The organism is Calditrichia bacterium (assembly GCA_020634975.1).
Classification (GTDB): domain Bacteria; phylum Calditrichota; class Calditrichia; order RBG-13-44-9; family J075; genus JACKAQ01.
The window spans coordinates 23,765-40,629 of the sequence record JACKAQ010000001.1; the positions used below are offsets into that span (position 1 = coordinate 23,765).

Sequence of the window (16,865 nt, forward strand, 5' to 3'; positions counted from 1 at the left end):
TTGTTTTTATTTGATTTAAAAATTGGAGTGCGAATTATTTTAATGCGCCAGCGTCATCTTTTTCGTATTCGAAAATTTCAGAAAACCACTCTCCGGATCGAAAGCATCTAACCGCAAAAAGTAAACACCACCACTTACCGGTTGATTAAAATCATTGATTCCGTCCCATTTTAACTGGTGCTCTCCCGCTGCAAAATCGCCGTCGCCGAGCTGCCGAACGGGTCGTCCCAACAAATCAAAAATCGTCACGCGGATTCGGCTGTTTTGCGGCAGCGAAAATTGAACCGTTGTTTCCGGATTAAACGGGTTCGGGAAATTTTGTGCCAGTTCAAAACCGGAAATCAGGTTTTGGTCATCAGCAGTTGTTGCGGAAATGACGCTGTGAAATTTGCGAACACCGTTGTAATCGACATCTGCAAGCTTGTAAAAATAGGTGGTATTGTCTGCCAACTGCAGATCTTTGAAAGCGTAGTCGTGGTAAACATTGCTGTTTCCGGCACCGGTCAGCGAGGGATCCGTGACAAAAGTTGCGACCAATTCAAACGGGCCATTGTCGGAAGTGGAGCGATATACTTCAAAACCTAAGTTATTGATTTCACTGGCAGTTGTCCATTCCAACAACACCTGGCGAAAACCACCGTTTGCCCGCAGCGACGCCAATTCGACCGGCAGTGAAACGTCGAAAAGGGCGCGAAGCACTACACTGGTGGAATTATAAACAACATCAAAAATCGGGTTTCCATTATCAGTCGGAATATTCACGGTGGAAAAAGTACCGGAGCGACTGGAACAGTTAATGATCGTAAATTCATCATTTTCTTGCGGTTGGAAGCCGTTGATGATCGATATATTCAGCGTTCCGTCAACAGCAAAAGTACTGGACGAATTTATATGATCATACTGGCTGCCCTGTGTAGAGCCGCCGATTTCAAATGTGCAAACCGAACTCGAAGACAGGGTTTGATTTCCACTGATGGATAAATTTCCGGCTGCGGACGATCCACCGGGATTGTAGCCACCGTTTAACGTTACTGTTGACGCTTTGTGGGTATCGATCAATCCGGAACCGGTTAGGCTGCCGGTTGTGGCATTTACAAATGCTTCGTCGAAATAAACGGTCTCACCGCCTTGAACGTTGATGGTGCCATTATTCGTGACATCCACCCGCAGGGTTACGGTGCCACCGCCGGCATCTTTCGTGAATGTGCCGTTATTTATAAATGATCCGGAACCGGCAGAAATCACTTCCCAGGTTGAATTGCTTTGTTGATGAAATGTTGCACCAACTCCATTAATGATTGACGCACCGTTGTCAAAATCCAACCTTTTGGAGCTCAACCCTGTCCAATATGAATCACCGTTAACCGTTAATGTTCGTTGACTCATAAGGTTATTGGTAGTCGCAGTATATAAAAATGTGCCGTTTACAACCAAACTCCCCGATCCGTAAATGCGGCCAGCGCGCCATTCGAATGTGCCGTTAATAATAATCGGGCCATCGCCGCCAACATAGCCTTCCGATGCTGATGAACCTTCCACATCAATTAAAAAAGTTGTACCGGAAGAGAATGTCATGCCGCTACCGGTAGATGTCAATACAGGTCTTGTGTTACTCTGGATCATTTGGACAGTGCCATTACCGGTAAAGTTTGCGCCGTCAAAAATGAACGGGCGATCGGCAAAGGAAATAACCGCGCCGCTTTCCGTATGAAAAGTGCCCTCAAGCCCGGTCCCCGTATCGCCGTGCTCAAATTGGATGATGCCGACCTCTGCACTGATCGTGCCGTAATTCAGTAATGTCGGGTCAAGTTGAGATTCATCATAACTGCCACCGGTGTTTCCAGTTTTGGTAATTGTTCCATAGTTTGTCAGTCTTCCGCCATTGGTTGCTGCGACAAAATCCAGCCGGGTTTTATTTTCGATATTGAAATTGGCACCGCTTCGGTTGATAAAATGGGCTTCGTAATTCACTTTAATTTCGCCGGCATCCTGCCATACGATATCACCATAATTCTCAAATGTGAGGTAATTCATACTTTTTTCGCCGGCACCGAAAATTGTCATCGAACAGCTTGCTCCAAAAGATATTTTGGAGCTGCTGCTCCCGGTGATAGTTCCACCACTCCAACTGGCTGAATTATTGACCGTGAGAACTCTTGAGCTACTCAAAGACAAAGTGCCGCCGGTAATAATTAGGGTGCCGACGGATCGATTGCTGGAAACAGTGACCGTTCCACTGGAAATAGTGACCTGATCGCTGCTTCCCGGAATTCCGTTTGGTGACCAATTGCCCGAAGTTCCCCAGTCACCCGAAGAAACGTTCCAAACATAATTTGCAGCAAGAATATGAAATGAGAGCAATAACAGCGATGCAACTACCAACCGTATGCGAATCATTGAAATTTCTACCCTTCCTTGAATAAAAGTGTATCTTCTAATTACAACGCTCAAAATTAACCTAACTGATACACGAACATTTGATCACAAGCACATTATCAAAGAAATTTACATTGACCAAATGAAGCTCCTTTTAACATTCGATTACATCTCGATTAAAAATACGCGGATATCTAATCTATCGTATTTTAATACACTTAACTTGATCACATCAGTTCAGAAATTTGTATTTCTTGGATGAATATTAACGGGATTTGTGATCACAAATTGCGTAGAAAAAATGTTGAATTTCAAGCTAAAAAAGCCTTTCATTTTCATTGTTTTTGAATGTTTAACCGCACATCAGTGTTTGTATTTCGTGACGCATTTTTGCCCAAAAATCTGGATTTTATTTTCCCGGATTTTACGACTTCCGGCAATGCCGTATCCAATTTGACCTTATTTTCTTCCAATTCTGCTCTTTTTAGAGAAAATTCGGGTGCGCAGTTTTCGCTTTTCGATTTTTTTTCATATAAAAAGAAAAGCCAGATTCACTGCTAACCAAAATAAACCTGTATATGAAATTTTGAAATGCATTCATTAACCACAACATCTTTCCCAATAATTCGACATAGCTAATTGTTTATCATCGAAAAAAACCGAGATTTCTTGAACCTTTCCCCAATTCAGAAACAAACATCGGGATCAAAAAGTGTGATTTGGGGAAAAGTGAACCACTGTTCAGAACGGTTCATTTCTCTTCCGGTTTTTTGTTTGAGATAAACCAAACAATCGTTATTTTTGCAGACAACACAGCGCGAAAGTCGAAAAAAATGACCAAACTCAATTATTCACCAACACCCAAAAAGGCTAAAAATGGCAACCTTGATTGAAAAACCAACGATTATTGAAGCGGCGGGCAACAAACCAAAAATCATCGAAGAATACATCGGGCGGGTAAATTCGAAAACATCAGATGTGAGCATTGCCCGAATGAAAAGTCCCGCAGGCTGGGTGGAACCCGGCCAAACCCCGGAATTTGACGAATACACAGTGGTGTTGAGCGGCATGTTGCGGGTAAAAACCGCCGATGGCGAAATGGACGTTCGCGCAGGGCAGGCGATAATTGTGCCGGGCGGCGAGTGGGTTCAATACAGTTCGCCGGCGGATGGCGGTGCAGAATATGTGGCAGTTTGTTTGCCCGCATTTTCCCCGAATACTGTTCACCGTGATGATGAATAATAGAAAATTATGCGAAGCCTGAGTTATAAAATTGGGTTGGGATATGTGGTGATTATCGCTATAAACATTGCAATAGCGATGTTTTCGATTTATCACATCAACCAGCTTGGCAGCCCGGTCGATCGGATTTTGCAGGAAAAATACCAGAATGTGACCGCCGCAGAAAACATGGCGCTGGCGCTGGAGCAGCAAAATCGTGCTGTGGTAAATTTCATCGAAACACCGGGCGATTCATCACTACTCAACAATTTTGCAACCTACCGGAACGAATTCTGGAACTGGCATCAGCGGGCAATCGAAGGCATTGCGCTGCCCGGCGAACCGATGATTTTGGACAGTCTGCGCATCGTCTACGGCGACTATCTGTCGCGAATCGATACGCTGCAATTGTTGCTGCGCGATACACCGCAAACCGCCGCCGTTTTTAACGAAAAAGTGATTATCCCCCGAAGTTTATTTATCCGCGATTTGAGCGACCGGCTAAAGCAGGTGAATGAAAACGCCATCCGCGAAGCAGACGTGCGCGCCCGTGCGGTTTCCCGGAACGCCACCGCAGTGATTGTCAGCATTGCAGCATTGGCAATTTTGCTCAGCATTGCCGCCAGCGTGTGGTTTACCCGCAGTATTTTAAAACCGGTGAAAGAAACTACCGAAACTGTGCGCCGGATCAGCAGGGGATATCTCAACCAAAAAATAGACATCACCACAGATGATGAAATTGCAGAACTTGGACGTGAGTTTAATAAAATGACCGAGCGACTGCACGAATACGAGCAAATGAATATCCAACAAATTTTGCAGGAAAAACAACGTTCGGAAACCATCGTCACCAGTATTCCCGCAGCAGTGATCGTAACGGATACCAACCACCACATTTCGTTAATGAACGACCGCGCACGGCTGGTGCTGGGAATTTCCGGCGAGGAATGGCGGAACCGTCCGGTTGGGCAGGTGATCACCGATGCTGCGTTGGTTGAGTTGATAACCGCCCAAACACCGGTGGCCACCGCACCCGGCGAAATGCCCAAATTTCTGTTGCAAATCCAGCGCGATGGCGAAACGCTGTTTTATGCTGCCCGCCAAATCGATATCCCCGACCACAGCAATGGGGTTCTCGGTCGGGTTACTTTGCTGCAGGATGTCACCCGATTTAAAAATCTGGATCGGATGAAATCGGAATTTATGGCAACCATATCGCACGAATTTAAAACGCCGCTCACTTCCATCAACATGACCATCGATATTTTGACCCGCGAAAGCCGCGGCGAACTGAACGCGGCGCAGCGCGAATTGCTCAGCGATGCCAAGCAGGATTGCCAGCGGCTTCGGCTGCTCGTCACGGATCTGCTCGATCTGTCGCGATTGGAATCCGGCGCGGCAATCCTCCAGCCGGAGCCGGTTTCGCTCCCGCAAATTCTCGAAAAAGCAATGCAATCGCTGCGATTCCTCATCGATGAAAAATCAATTTTTGTGCAAACCGATTGCCCCGCTTCCCTCCCCCAACTATTTGCCGATGCCCAAAAATTATCCCGCGTGCTGACAAATCTGATCGAAAATGCCGTTCAGCATACGCCGCCGGGCGGAACAATTATTATTTCAGCAACGGCGCTCCCGGAGAAATTGCAAATTTGCGTTGCCGATAGCGGCAATGGCATTCCCGAAGCCGCCATCGATGTTATTTTTGATAAATTTGTGCAGGTAAAAAATTTCCAGAATGCGGAAAAAGGCAATATCGGTTTGGGATTGGCAATTGCCCGGGAAATTGTGCAAGCTCACGGCGGGCAAATCTGGGCGGAAAGCACAGAAGGAAAAGGCAGTAAATTTTATTTCACGATGCCGGTTAATATTGGCAATTGAATATTTTATATTGAATATTTACAATGGGTTAACGCAGTAGAGACAATTCATGAATTATCTCTACGATAATGATTATAAATCGACATCCGGTTAATTCTGTCATCGTGTCAATAAACGGCAAAACAATAAAACGAAACGATTGAAAAAATCATGGCGAAACCGCAATCACCCGCGAAAATTTTGCTCATCGACGACGAGCCGAATATTTTAAAAACCATGCGCATGTGCCTTGAGGATTTGGGACATGACATCAGCGCATTTCAGAATCCGGAAGCCGCGCTGGCGGCCATTCCCGGCTCGCAATTTGATCTCGCATTTGTCGATCTGAAAATGACGCCGATCGACGGAATGGTGATTTTGCAGGCATTCCGCGAACATGCGCCGCAAACGACAGTGGCCATTATCACCGCGCACGGCTCCATCGAAAGCGCTGTGGAAGCCATCAAAAATGGTGCACACGACTATCTGCAAAAGCCGTTTGACTATCTCGAATTGCAAATTTTTGCCCAAAAAATGCTCAATTTTCACCGGCTGAAAACAGAGGTTTTCGAGCTGCGCGAACAAGCCCGCCAAATGGCTGAACAGGGCGAATTGATCACCAGAAATCCCAAAATGCGCGATTTGCTGGAACTCGCATTGCGGGCAGCGGAAACGGATATGAGCATTTTAATTGAAGGCGAAAGCGGTACCGGAAAAGGCGTGCTGGCGCGAATGATCCATCGCCACAGCGCCCGCGCACACAAACCGCTGGTAACGGTAAACTGCGCTGCGCTGCCGGAAAATCTGCTCGAAAGCGAATTGTTCGGGCACGTGAAAGGCGCGTTTACCGGCGCGATAAAAGATCGTTTGGGCAGATTTGAACTCGCCAACGGCGGCACTATTTTTCTCGATGAAATTGGCGAGTTGCCACCGGCGGTTCAAGCCAAGCTATTGCGTATTTTGCAGGATGGCGAATTTGAGAAACTCGGTGAAAGCCGAACCCGGAAAGTGGATGTGCGCATCATTGCGGCAACCAATCGCAACCTCCGCGAGGCGATGGAAAATGGCCATTTCCGTGAAGACCTGTTTTACCGGCTGAACACCGTGCGCCTGAAATTGCTGCCGCTGCAGGAGCGCCCGGAAGATGTGCCGGTGCTGATCGCCCATTTTTTGCAGAAATTTTCGCCCAACCCGAACCCGGATTTACAGCCGGAAGCGCGATTGGCGCTGCTCAGCTACGGCTGGCCGGGCAACGTGCGGGAGTTGGAAAATGCCATCCAGCGTGCAGCGTTGCTCACCCGGCAATCACAAATTTCGCTGCAGGATTTGCCGGACGAAATTCATCCGGATTCGCCGCAACAAAAAAAGCCGCTTTCCCTCGAAGAACTGGAAAAGCGGCAAATTGATTACGTGTTATCGATTACCGAAAGTGTCAGCGAGGCGTCGCAAATTTTGGGCATCGATCCGGCGACACTGTGGCGCAAACGGAAAAAATACGGATTGGCTGATTAGCTTCTCAGCGCCAGATTTTCCCGCCAGTTATACGGGCGTTTCTTACGCAATACCAAATTATGCGCTTTCAACCGGATGGAATTGATGTTGATAAACCCGGTCGAATCGGTTGCATCAAACCCGCCTTCTTCTTCCATGCTGGACAATTCTTTGTCATACAACGATGTCGGCGATTCCCGCCCGATGACCTGCACATTTCCTTTATATAACGCCACCATCACCCGGCCGTCGATGTATTCCTGGCTTTTGTTGAATGCGCTCATGATAAAATCCATTTCCGGCGAAAACCAGAAGCCGTTGTAAATCAGCTCGGCAAATTTTGGGATCATCATATCGCGCAAATGCATCACTTCTTTGTCCATCGCCAATCCTTCGAGATCGCGGTGAGCTACCCAAAGCACCGTTGCGCCGGGCGTTTCGTAAATCCCGCGCGATTTGATGCCAATAAAACGGTTCTCCACCAAATCCACTCGACCGATAGCATTTTCGCCAGCAATTTTATTGAGATAATTGAACATTTCCAGCGGCGAATCGTGGGTGATGTCGTTGGTGTGGTCGATAACGGCAACAGGTATGCCATCCATAAAATGGATTTCCAGCACAGTTTCGCTGTCCGGCGCGTCCATCGGCGAAACGCTTTTGCTGAACACATTTTCTTCCGGGCGCAATTTCGGGTCTTCCAAAATACCCGCTTCATGACTGATGTGCATCAAATTTTCATCTTCGCTATACGGCTTTTTTGTGGTTGCAGTTATCGCAATACCGTGCTTTGTGGCGTAGTTGATCAAATCTGTCCGCCCTTTGAACTGCCCCAGAAATTCGGGATCGCGCCACGGGGCAATCACTTTAATTCCCGGATTCAGCGCGTAACAGGTCATCTCGAAACGCACCTGATCGTTACCTTTGCCGGTCGCGCCGTGTGCAACAAAACCGGCACCTTCTTTTTCAGCGATTTCGATCTGGCGTTTAGCCAAACAGGGTCGTGCCAGCGATGTGCCCAACAAATAGCGACCTTCGTAAATCGCGTTGCCGCGCAGCGCCGGGAAAATGTATTTCGTGACAAATTCCTCCCGCAAATCTTCCACATACACTTTGGTTGCGCCGGTAGCCATCGCCTTTTTTTCAACTGCCGCAAAATCTTCGGTTTGCCCGATGTTCCCCACAAAACAGATCACTTCGTAGCCTTTGTTGGCCAGCCATTTCAGGATTACAGAGGTATCCAGACCGCCGCTATACGCTAAAATCACTTTTGGTTTTGACATATTTTCTCCTCGTTCGGTTAAAATAAAACGCCAGTTTACAACGCTTTTATGAAAATGAAAAGCGCTAATTCTCACAACTTGATTTTTTGGCAAATTTGTGTGATATTGTCAAATCGTTGACGTATTTGCCGGGTTGCAACATCAAATTTGGGCATTTCCCGGCGCAGCTTCAATCGAACCGCACGATTTCAATCGTGAAAATTACGAGAACGATTTACACAAAGGAAAGCCATGAAACATTTGAGAATATTCACTTTAGCGCTGTTGATTTCCGGATGGTTTGCCATTGCGGAAGAAAGCAAAACCAGCGATCCGATGAGTTGGGATGTGCTCGCAAAAGTGGAAGTGATCGAAAAAAATAATCTGCTCGCGCCAAAATTCAGCCAGGATGTTCAAAATCTGGATGGCACAACCGTAAAATTACGCGGTTACATGATGCCGCTCGATCAGGCAAAAAAGCAGAAAAATTTTATTTTGAGCGCAAATCCGGTGGCGTCCTGCTATTTCTGTTTGCCGGGCGGACCGGAAACAATGGTGGAAGTAAAAGCCACAAAATCGATGAAATTCAGCTATAATCCGATCACCATCAGCGGAACGCTGCAATTGCTGGCGGATGACCCGATGGGCATGTACTACCGGCTGGTTGATGCAACGATGGAAGAATAACGGGAAAACTTAACTATCAAAAAATGTTATAACATGCAATTATAATACGCTAACCAAGACTGTAATTTTGTGTTTTGCTATTTCCGCTTCCGCATTTTCCGCAACACAAAACCCAGCAAACCCAGTCCCAACCCCGTAAAAAAGAAGTAAAATTTTACCCGCTCACCGATTTGTGCAATTAAAAAGCTGAACACCATAATTGCGCCGCCAATAATAGTGATGACTGCCGGAAAATCCAGTTTTTCATATTTCATTTGAGAACTTTCGTTTGATTAGCGGATGAGTAACATGCGCCGGGTTTGTTGAACATCACCTGCGGATAGCTTATAAAAGTAAAATCCACTGGCTACTGCTGCGCCGGATTGATTGGTGCCATCCCACAAAATAACTTTTTCCCCGGGGGCTTGCGTTTCGCTCACCAGCGATTTCACAAGATCACCCAAAATATTGTAAATACTTAGTTTGACGAAGGAATGTTCAGCGATTCGATAGCGAATATTTGTCTGCGGATTGAACGGATTCGGGTAATTTTGGTCGAGCGAAAAACCGGTCGGAACCGCAGTTTCACCCGTTTCGATGCCAACGGCATCGATAGCCACTTTTGGCCGTCCAGATTTGATAGGTGCCGCTGGAATTGTCCATCCACATCGGCAGCAATTGCCCGTCAGATGAAATAATATCAATATTATCACCTGATATCCGGCGCCCAAACCGCCAATCGGCACCGGTTTAAAATTGTGATCGCTCACCTCAATTTCCGTCCAACCGTCGCCGCCATCGGTCGATCGCGCCAGAAAAACGCCGGTGGAATCGCTGGTTGTGGTGCGGTCATCATAAAAATGGCGTTTAATCCGCCGTCGTCATCCACATGCAGCGCGGGAAAATACTGAATTTTGCCGTTGTTCAGCGCATCCTGATTTACGCGGATGCCGGCTGACCATGTTTGTCCGCCATCGCCGGAACGACGCAAAATCACATCCGGATCGCTGCCGGCAGGCAACCGCCCTTTTTCGGTGGTGATGATATAAACCCAGCCATCGCGTGCGCCGCCGCTGTTGTCGATCTCGATGCGCGGCAGCCCGTTCACCCGGATGTTCGCTTTTTGGGCAAGCTGCCCCTGAATGCCACTCATTTCGAACGCGCTTTCCTGAACTGTCCAGTTTTGTCCACCGTTGCTGGATTTGGCAAATCCGGTCAGAATTTCCGCAAATGGGGACGTATTCGTTACGCCTGCCCAACAGACGTAAACTGTGCCATCTTTACCAATAGTGATATCTGCACCGCGTCCGGCGTTTGCGGGGTTGTTGATGCGCAGCGGTGTGCTCCAGCTTGCGCCGCCATCATCCGTGTGGGAAATGTGCACCGCAAACGGCGATGCAAATTTCACAAAAACAGCGTAGGTGCGTCCGTAAAACGGGCTTTCCGGCGAAGCATCGGTTGCAATCGCTGCACGCTCAATATCATCCGTTGTGATGGTGATCTGGTTGGACCAGCTTGCGCCGTTATCGGTGGAATAATGGGCGTAAACGCCGGAAAATGGCGGCGTTCCCAACCGGGTGAGAATAAATGTGCCGTTTTTGTCGATCGCGATGCCCGGATCACCACCGTGAAAAACGATCGGTTCGCCTTTGCAGGTATCACTACCAAACCAGCTATCTCCCCCATTGGTGGATACATACACGCCTTCACTCACAAAAAACGGTGCAAATGTTATTGAATTCGCAGTTGCAAAAAGCAACTGCGAATTTGTTGGATGTCGGGTTACAAATACCTCTGTTTGGGTAACGGAACTTGGGTATAGCCGGTAATTTTCGCTAACCTGGGCAATAGCGTTCACATTGAAAATTACAATCGCCAAATTCAATAAAAACAGATACCTGAACAGAGTATTCATTGTCTCTCGTATGGTTTATTTGTTAAAATTGCAGACCCAATTTTATCGATCCGAAGAAATTTCTGGGCAAACCGGCTTCGTAAAATTCCTGCCGTGCGGAGTTGATATTCACAAACGCCACATACGTTTCGTCGGTAATATTGTTGACGCCTGCAGAAAGCAGCAGGTTGAACGGACTATTTTTGAAAACATCGAGTCCGATCAGTGCGTTAAACAGGCGATAACCCTCTGATTGTTCTGAATTTGCGTCATCAACATACAATCCGCTGACATCCCACATCCCGCCTTTCACAAAAAATGCGTGATCGGGCGTGAGATTGAACGATTTCGACAGCGCGATATTCAGGTTGTGGCGCGGTACGCTCGGCACAATATTCCCGGAAAAATCCGATTCTTCGTTGGTAATTGCGCCGTTGTTGCCGACGCTGAGCGACAGTGCTTTGTAACTGTCATACGAAAAATCGGAAAATGTATATGCCACATTCAGGTGCAATCCGCGATACACATCCACTGTTCCGCCGATCTCCAATCCGTTGCGGATGGTTCGGGCAGCGTTCCGGAAAAACACATCGGAAAACACTTCGAACGGCACAATTTCGTTATCAATAATATAGCGGAAAAATGTCGCTTCGAAAAGCATTGAGCGAAATCCGGCGGCGTGCGAACGAAAAATATTGCCTTTGATGCCCAATTCCAGATTGGTGGTTTCCTGCGGTTTCAAATCCGGATTGAGCAAAATTCCCGGTTGGGTGCTGGTCGGGAAGTTATCCAGTTCATTCCCCGCTGGGCTTTCGAAACTTCGCCCGACAGAGCCGTAAATCGCGATAAGCGGCGTAAATTTGTAATTTAGCGCCGCCTTCGGCGTAAATTCCTCGAACCGGCGTTTCGCGCCACGCGAACCCAACAGTTGATCTTTTACATCAAAAATCACTTTATCGTATCGTCCGGTGAGCAGCAAATCCAGGCGGTTTTCGATGAGATTCAAATTGTTTTGCAGATAAAATCCCACATTTGCGATGGTTTCGTCCGTCAGGGTTTGGAGGATATCGCTTTTTTGCCCGCCGAGATTCACATACGATTCCACCGGTCCGGTTTGGTTCAGCAGATCGAATCCCAGCGAAAATTCATTTTTCCGGTTCGCCAAAACGCTGCGGTTGATGAATCGCCCGCTGGCGCCCAAACCGTATCGATTGATAATCCGAAAGTTGCTGGACACCCGCTCAAAATATTTGATGGTGCCGTATCCGGTAATCTCCAGTTCATTGTTTCGCGCTTTATCCAGTGCCACTTCGTATCGCAAACCGAGCCGCCCCTTTCGGGTATAGCGATTGGTGCCGCGATCGAGATCGCGCTGGTTTGCCTGCGACGGATCTTCCTCAAAATCCGCTTTGGAGAGCGAGCCGGGCAGGAAAATTTGTCCGTCCACAAAATAGCCGAGCAGTTGCAGTTTGGTGCGATCAGTCGGGCGCGTTTCCAAAACGGTGTTGACGATGTGCCACCAGTCGTTGCTGTGATTTCTGTAACCATCGGAATTGTGATAGCTATAAGTCATCAGCCAGGTGTACGCCGGCGATTTGAAGCCATATTTGAATCCGTTCCGGCGCAAACCGTACGACCCGAAATCGTTGAACTGCACCAAAAAGGTGCGATCAAAATCCACATCGTTGATGAAGTTGATCACGCCACCCGGCGCGTTGGTGTACAGCGAGGAGGCGTTGCCCTTCACAATTTCGATGCGCCCGACCGCGTTGAAATCGATCGCCTCGATGCGGGTTTGCCCGTCCGGTTCCGATTCCGGGATGCCGTCCAGCAAAATACGCACGCCGCGAATGCCGGAATTGGAGCGGCTGCCAAATCCGCGAATGGAAATCCGCACATCGTGATTGCCGTATCGCGATTGCAAAAACAGCCCTGGCACGGACGACAGCACGTCGTTCACGCCGGCTTTGCGTTCGTACCGGAATTCGCGAAAATCCATCCGCGTTACCGGATACGGAATATCGATGATTTTTTTGCCGTAGCGCGTTCCCGTTACCACCACATCGTCCACCTGATAAGACAGCGAATCCGCAATTGCGGCACTGTCCATTTCAGCTATCTCCGTTTGTGAATATATCGGTAAACACATTATAAATAAAAGGTTAACAATCCAATAAACCAGTTTCATTCTGTCTCCTTAAGTGCACCTCATTGTTGAGATTGCGGTTGCCAATTTAGCAAAGATCCATTGCCAAACATAAGGTTTTCCACATTGGGCGGATCACTCCGCCGACACCGTTGACACCGGTATTTTTGCCATCGGCAAAGCAGTATCAGCCGACAAAAAATCCGTAGTCCGGTGCTAAAACAACCCGTTTGGGCAATAAAATTCTGCCACTGAATATCCGCTAAAGAAACGCGGTTCTTCAATAAAAAGGTTGCAAAATGGTTTGCGCAGCCATTCGCGAAACCCACTTTGCGATATAAAAACCGGGTAAATTATGATTGTAAAAACCATTCGGGTGGTGGTGTTTTTGGGGCGGAAACCCAACTTTTTGGCAAAAAATAATACGCCGGAAACTCCGGCAGTGTAGTAAATTCCTGAATTTTATGCGATGTTTCTGCGGGCAAATACCACAAACTCAGCGAACGAAGCAACTTTGTGCTACGTTCGTTTTTAGCGGGATTATGGTTCATTTCCTGTCGAATTTGATTATCCAACGATGCGAAAAGTACTGTTTCCTGTTCATCCAGAATGCAAAAATGCCAAACCGTATCGCCGTGTTCTTCCTGCCGGACAACATCATACATTTTGCCATCCAGCCGGATCTCCTTTTTGAACAACCACAACATCAGGTTGCTGCGCTTTTCCGGCGCATTTTTGTGGAGTTTCAGCAATACCAGTTCGTCTTCCGGCACACCATTTTTTATTTTTAATTTAATTTCCCTGCGGATCTGATATTGCTGCACCCGGAAAACCACAAAATAAATCGATGGCTGAAGAAAAACGAACAGTAGCAATAGTAAGGTCAGTTTTCGCATAAGGCAAAAAAATTACGAAACTCGGTGCTGATTTGCAACTTTTCCAACGGGAAAACTTTATTGAGTTTTGATAAAAAATTACGGGAATTACCGACGCTAAAGTTCACCAAAAACCAGACGAATCTTTAAAACCTAACCCATTGTTAAATCTTGACCGGAACGCAACATGCAAAACCTTAAACAACACTTTTCTTACCGAAAATTTGCCGATTCAACCCACAACATTCTATACCTGGATGATGATTATTTTCTGCAAAAAGAGTCGATCGACGCGCTGCAGAAACTGGGTCATCGCGTTACCGTTTTGAAAGTGCTGCAAAACGATCCCAGCAAAATGCTGGAAAGCATCCTCAAAACGGCGCTGATGACCAAACCGGATTGTGTTATGAGCATCAACCACGCCGGATTTGATCCGGAAGGCAAAATAGTCAATATTCTCAATGAGTTACGCATTCCGCTGCTAATGTGGTATCTCGATGATTTCCGGTTTATTTTGGTGGATACGTACCTGCATGCAACACCAAACACGGCGGTTTTCACTTACGAAAAGCAGCATTTGCAGCCGCTTCGCGATACCGGATTTTTGCACGTGTTTCATTTGCCTTCCGCAACGGCGGTTGATCCGACACGGGATTATCATTACGAAGAATTTGCAAATTTGGCAGATGCGACGGTGTTTATCGGCAGCACATTCAATAAATCGAAAGCGGCACGGTTGCGCCCGGAGTATCCGCGAATGGCAAAAAAGCTCTCAAAAAAGATTGATTTTACTGAACTTCAGCACGATTTATTATTGCAGGCAGAACGACTTCAACGCAGCCACTTCCCCACTTCCGCCAAATTTTTTCACTATGCCAGCTATTTGATTTGCGAGGCTACCGAGCAGTATCGCCGTCATTTTTTGGAACATGTTCGCGCAGATTATTTCCATGTTTTCGGCGATAAAGATTGGGAAAAAGCCAACATCTCCGGTAAAATTCACCCGCCGGTGCACAACCTGACGGCTGCGCCACACATCCAGCGGATGGCGAAAATCAACCTGTGTTTGTCCAGCCAGCAGCTTGGCAGCGCGGTCAGTTTGCGGGCGTATGAAATCCCCGCTTCCGGCGGATTTTTGCTCACGGATTGGAAAGATGATTTGGCAGATTTGTTCGCCGAGGACGAAATTGTCAGCTTCCGCAGCGTCGATGAAATGAACGATAAAATTGATTTTTACCAACGGCATCCCAAAAAGCGTGACCCGGTGATTCGCAAAGCCCGCGAACGGGTGATCAACGAGCACCAGGTGTTCCATCGCATCCAAAAATGCTGGCTATCGCCGCCAAAATTGAGTGGTAAGCTGCCGCAAGGATACGCTTCGGCTTCGCTCAGCGACCAGAAAAACCTTTGCCAATTGGTCATTCCTGCGTCAGGCAGGAATCTCAGGATTGAATGACAGAATCAATCCGATCAATAGTCAAAAAAAAAGCCCGGCAATAAGCACCGGGCTAAACATATCTAATTTCGAATTTCAAATTTCAACCAATCAAACCATATCGTAAACCACATCCAGATTTGGTTTGCGATGGCTGATCACCCTGCCCTGCATATCTTCGGGAATTTCCACACCAAACAAATCCAGCACCGTTGGCGCGATGTCCATCAATTGAGCACCGGTAATTTCCTGCCCTTTTCCGGGGTTTGCCGGATCGTGCAAAATGAACATCCCGTTTTGTGCGTGGTTACAGGAATCCGGTCCGGTGTCGTTGTCGAACGTGTAAAAACTGCCATGCCCGACAGAGCCCACCGAACGCCACAGCAAATCACCAAAATAGACCATCAAATCCGGCGCTACGTTGTTCACTTTTTTGTAAAGTTCCTCCGGTTTGAAGGTTTTGGTTGGCAACGGATTGCCGTTGTGATCGGGAATTGCGCGGATTTTCGCGGCAAATTCATCGCGGAACGATTCGTATTCGCTTTGCGGAATAATGCCGTTCGGCTCGCGGCCCTCAACATTGAAAAAAATACGGGCGTAATAGCCGCCACTGCCCCATACCTTGGTGCGTTTCCAGTCTACTTTCAGCTTTTCGAAAGACACCGGTTTGTCCATCGGCGGATCATTTTCGAATGCCAGATAGCCGTTTTTCCACAGCCATTCGTTGATGCAAATACCGCCATCCAGCCGTTTTGCACCGTGATCGGAAACGACAATTACCGCGGTATTTTCATCGATCTGGTTGAGCCACTGCCCGATTTTCGTATCGATGAACACGTAATAATCGTGAATGGCATTCTCAAATTCGCTGCCCGGCTGATATTTGAAATGCTGCGGATCGTGGTAATCCCAAAATCCGTGGTGAATCCGATCGGTGCCGATTTCCATCAGCATGAAAAAATCCCACGGTTTGTTTTTGAGGCAGTAATCAACCACGTTGAAGCGCCGTTCGGTCATTTCGTAAATTTGGCTGAGCAGCCATTCTTTGTCGTTGGTGCGGAATTTTTTGACATCAAAATCGTATTCCGGTTCGAGATTTAGCACCTCATTTTTGAACGCGGGTGGCCAGGTGAATTCAGCGTTGGTATCAGGCGTCAAAAATCCGGAAATCAGGTGTCCGTTGAGCGGCTTTACCGGATAGGTTTGCGGCACGCCGATCACCACATTTTGCAAATCCGCTGCGCTGAGATAATCCCACACCCGCTTCTCTTTTACGTAATCGCCGTTGGCGACAAACATTTTGTCGTACGAATAATCCGAGCGGTTGCGGAAGCCGTAAATGCCCAACACACCGGGATCTTTGGACGACAGCATCGAGCTCCACGCCGGAACTGTAATCGCCGGAATTGCAGAACTTAACTCGCCCCAAACGCCTTCGGTCATCAGTTTTCGCAGGTTGGGCAAATCATCGCGCCAGCGATGAAACACCAGTTCCGGTGCCGCACAATCCAACCCGATAACAAACACTTTTTTCTTCTTTTTGAAAAAATTAAACAGCCCCATTAATGTTCACCTCTTGTTTCAATTCTCTATTTTTTGCGATTATCTTCGTCACAAATGAGCACAAATCCTCACAAATAAT

General features: G+C 47.4%; 13 protein-coding genes. 5 read left to right on the forward strand and 8 right to left on the reverse strand.

Features of this window, described 5'->3' with window-relative positions:
• Positions 1-39 precede the first annotated feature (39 nt).
• Positions 40-2,397 (reverse strand): hypothetical protein, encoded by a 2,358-nt coding sequence (locus tag H6629_00080; protein MCB9066190.1) that lies wholly within the window; start codon positions 2,395-2,397, stop codon positions 40-42.
• An 855-nt stretch (positions 2,398-3,252) separates the two neighbouring features.
• Between H6629_00080 and H6629_00085 the strand changes: the two genes are divergently transcribed.
• From H6629_00085 to H6629_00095, 3 genes are all read left to right on the forward strand, one after another.
• Positions 3,253-3,618 carry a cupin domain-containing protein gene (locus H6629_00085; GenBank protein ID MCB9066191.1) on the forward strand — a complete coding sequence of 122 codons (366 nt, stop codon included), beginning with the start codon at positions 3,253-3,255 and terminating at the stop codon, positions 3,616-3,618.
• 9 nt (positions 3,619-3,627) lie between these two features.
• On the forward strand, positions 3,628-5,475 hold the full coding sequence (locus tag H6629_00090; GenBank protein ID MCB9066192.1) for a HAMP domain-containing protein: 1,848 nt from the start codon (positions 3,628-3,630) through the stop codon (positions 5,473-5,475).
• A 150-nt stretch (positions 5,476-5,625) separates the two neighbouring features.
• Complete coding sequence (locus H6629_00095; protein ID MCB9066193.1) at positions 5,626-6,966, forward strand: sigma-54-dependent Fis family transcriptional regulator; 1,341 nt, start codon at positions 5,626-5,628, stop codon at positions 6,964-6,966.
• Here H6629_00095 and H6629_00100 read toward each other — a convergent pair.
• A complete protein-coding gene (locus H6629_00100) occupies positions 6,963-8,228 on the reverse strand; it encodes an argininosuccinate synthase (protein MCB9066194.1) in 1,266 nt (421 codons plus the stop codon). The two genes, H6629_00095 and H6629_00100, sit on opposite strands and share 4 nt — an antisense overlap.
• A gap of 231 nt (positions 8,229-8,459) precedes the next feature.
• Here H6629_00100 and H6629_00105 point away from each other — a divergent pair, with 231 nt between their 5' ends.
• Entirely contained in the window at positions 8,460-8,894 is a 435-nt protein-coding gene (locus tag H6629_00105; GenBank protein MCB9066195.1) for a DUF3299 domain-containing protein, read from the forward strand.
• A 77-nt stretch (positions 8,895-8,971) separates the two neighbouring features.
• Here H6629_00105 and H6629_00110 read toward each other — a convergent pair whose 3' ends face one another.
• The 5 genes from H6629_00110 to H6629_00130 form a co-directional block, all read right to left on the reverse strand.
• A complete protein-coding gene (locus H6629_00110; GenBank protein MCB9066196.1) occupies positions 8,972-9,148 on the reverse strand; it encodes a hypothetical protein in 177 nt (58 codons plus the stop codon).
• Positions 9,149-9,166: 18 nt separating this feature from the next.
• Complete coding sequence (locus H6629_00115) at positions 9,167-9,643, reverse strand: T9SS type A sorting domain-containing protein (protein ID MCB9066197.1); 477 nt, start codon at positions 9,641-9,643, stop codon at positions 9,167-9,169.
• On the reverse strand, positions 9,640-10,788 hold the full coding sequence (locus H6629_00120) for a hypothetical protein (GenBank protein MCB9066198.1): 1,149 nt from the start codon (positions 10,786-10,788) through the stop codon (positions 9,640-9,642). Before H6629_00120 ends, H6629_00115 begins: the two co-directional genes overlap by 4 nt.
• A 22-nt stretch (positions 10,789-10,810) precedes the next feature.
• Positions 10,811-12,877 carry a TonB-dependent receptor gene (locus H6629_00125; protein ID MCB9066199.1) on the reverse strand — a complete coding sequence of 689 codons (2,067 nt, stop codon included), beginning with the start codon at positions 12,875-12,877 and terminating at the stop codon, positions 10,811-10,813.
• Positions 12,878-13,266: 389 nt separating this feature from the next.
• Positions 13,267-13,809: a hypothetical protein gene (locus tag H6629_00130; protein ID MCB9066200.1), complete on the reverse strand. Its 543-nt coding sequence runs from the start codon at positions 13,807-13,809 to the stop codon at positions 13,267-13,269.
• 166 nt (positions 13,810-13,975) lie between these two features.
• Between H6629_00130 and H6629_00135 the strand changes: the two genes are divergently transcribed.
• Positions 13,976-15,244: a glycosyltransferase gene (locus H6629_00135; GenBank protein MCB9066201.1), complete on the forward strand. Its 1,269-nt coding sequence runs from the start codon at positions 13,976-13,978 to the stop codon at positions 15,242-15,244.
• 90 nt (positions 15,245-15,334) lie between these two features.
• Here H6629_00135 and H6629_00140 read toward each other — a convergent pair whose 3' ends face one another.
• Positions 15,335-16,786 carry an alkaline phosphatase family protein gene (locus tag H6629_00140; GenBank protein MCB9066202.1) on the reverse strand — a complete coding sequence of 484 codons (1,452 nt, stop codon included), beginning with the start codon at positions 16,784-16,786 and terminating at the stop codon, positions 15,335-15,337.
• Positions 16,787-16,865: the final 79 nt, after the last annotated feature.

Excerpts from the sequence above, each read along its gene's own strand:
- H6629_00080 (MCB9066190.1), bottom strand. The coding sequence starts at position 2,397 with ATGATTCGCATACGGTTGGTAGTTGCATCGCTGTTATTGCTCTCATTT.
- H6629_00085 (MCB9066191.1), top strand. The coding sequence starts at position 3,253 with ATGGCAACCTTGATTGAAAAACCAACGATTATTGAAGCGGCGGGCAAC.
- H6629_00090 (MCB9066192.1), top strand. The coding sequence starts at position 3,628 with ATGCGAAGCCTGAGTTATAAAATTGGGTTGGGATATGTGGTGATTATC.
- H6629_00095 (MCB9066193.1), top strand. The coding sequence starts at position 5,626 with ATGGCGAAACCGCAATCACCCGCGAAAATTTTGCTCATCGACGACGAG.
- H6629_00100 (MCB9066194.1), bottom strand. The coding sequence starts at position 8,228 with ATGTCAAAACCAAAAGTGATTTTAGCGTATAGCGGCGGTCTGGATACC.
- H6629_00105 (MCB9066195.1), top strand. The coding sequence starts at position 8,460 with ATGAAACATTTGAGAATATTCACTTTAGCGCTGTTGATTTCCGGATGG.
- H6629_00110 (MCB9066196.1), bottom strand. The coding sequence starts at position 9,148 with ATGAAATATGAAAAACTGGATTTTCCGGCAGTCATCACTATTATTGGC.
- H6629_00120 (MCB9066198.1), bottom strand. The coding sequence starts at position 10,788 with ATGAATACTCTGTTCAGGTATCTGTTTTTATTGAATTTGGCGATTGTA.
- H6629_00125 (MCB9066199.1), bottom strand. The coding sequence starts at position 12,877 with ATGGACAGTGCCGCAATTGCGGATTCGCTGTCTTATCAGGTGGACGAT.
- H6629_00130 (MCB9066200.1), bottom strand. The coding sequence starts at position 13,809 with ATGCGAAAACTGACCTTACTATTGCTACTGTTCGTTTTTCTTCAGCCA.
- H6629_00135 (MCB9066201.1), top strand. The coding sequence starts at position 13,976 with ATGCAAAACCTTAAACAACACTTTTCTTACCGAAAATTTGCCGATTCA.
- H6629_00140 (MCB9066202.1), bottom strand. The coding sequence starts at position 16,786 with ATGGGGCTGTTTAATTTTTTCAAAAAGAAGAAAAAAGTGTTTGTTATC.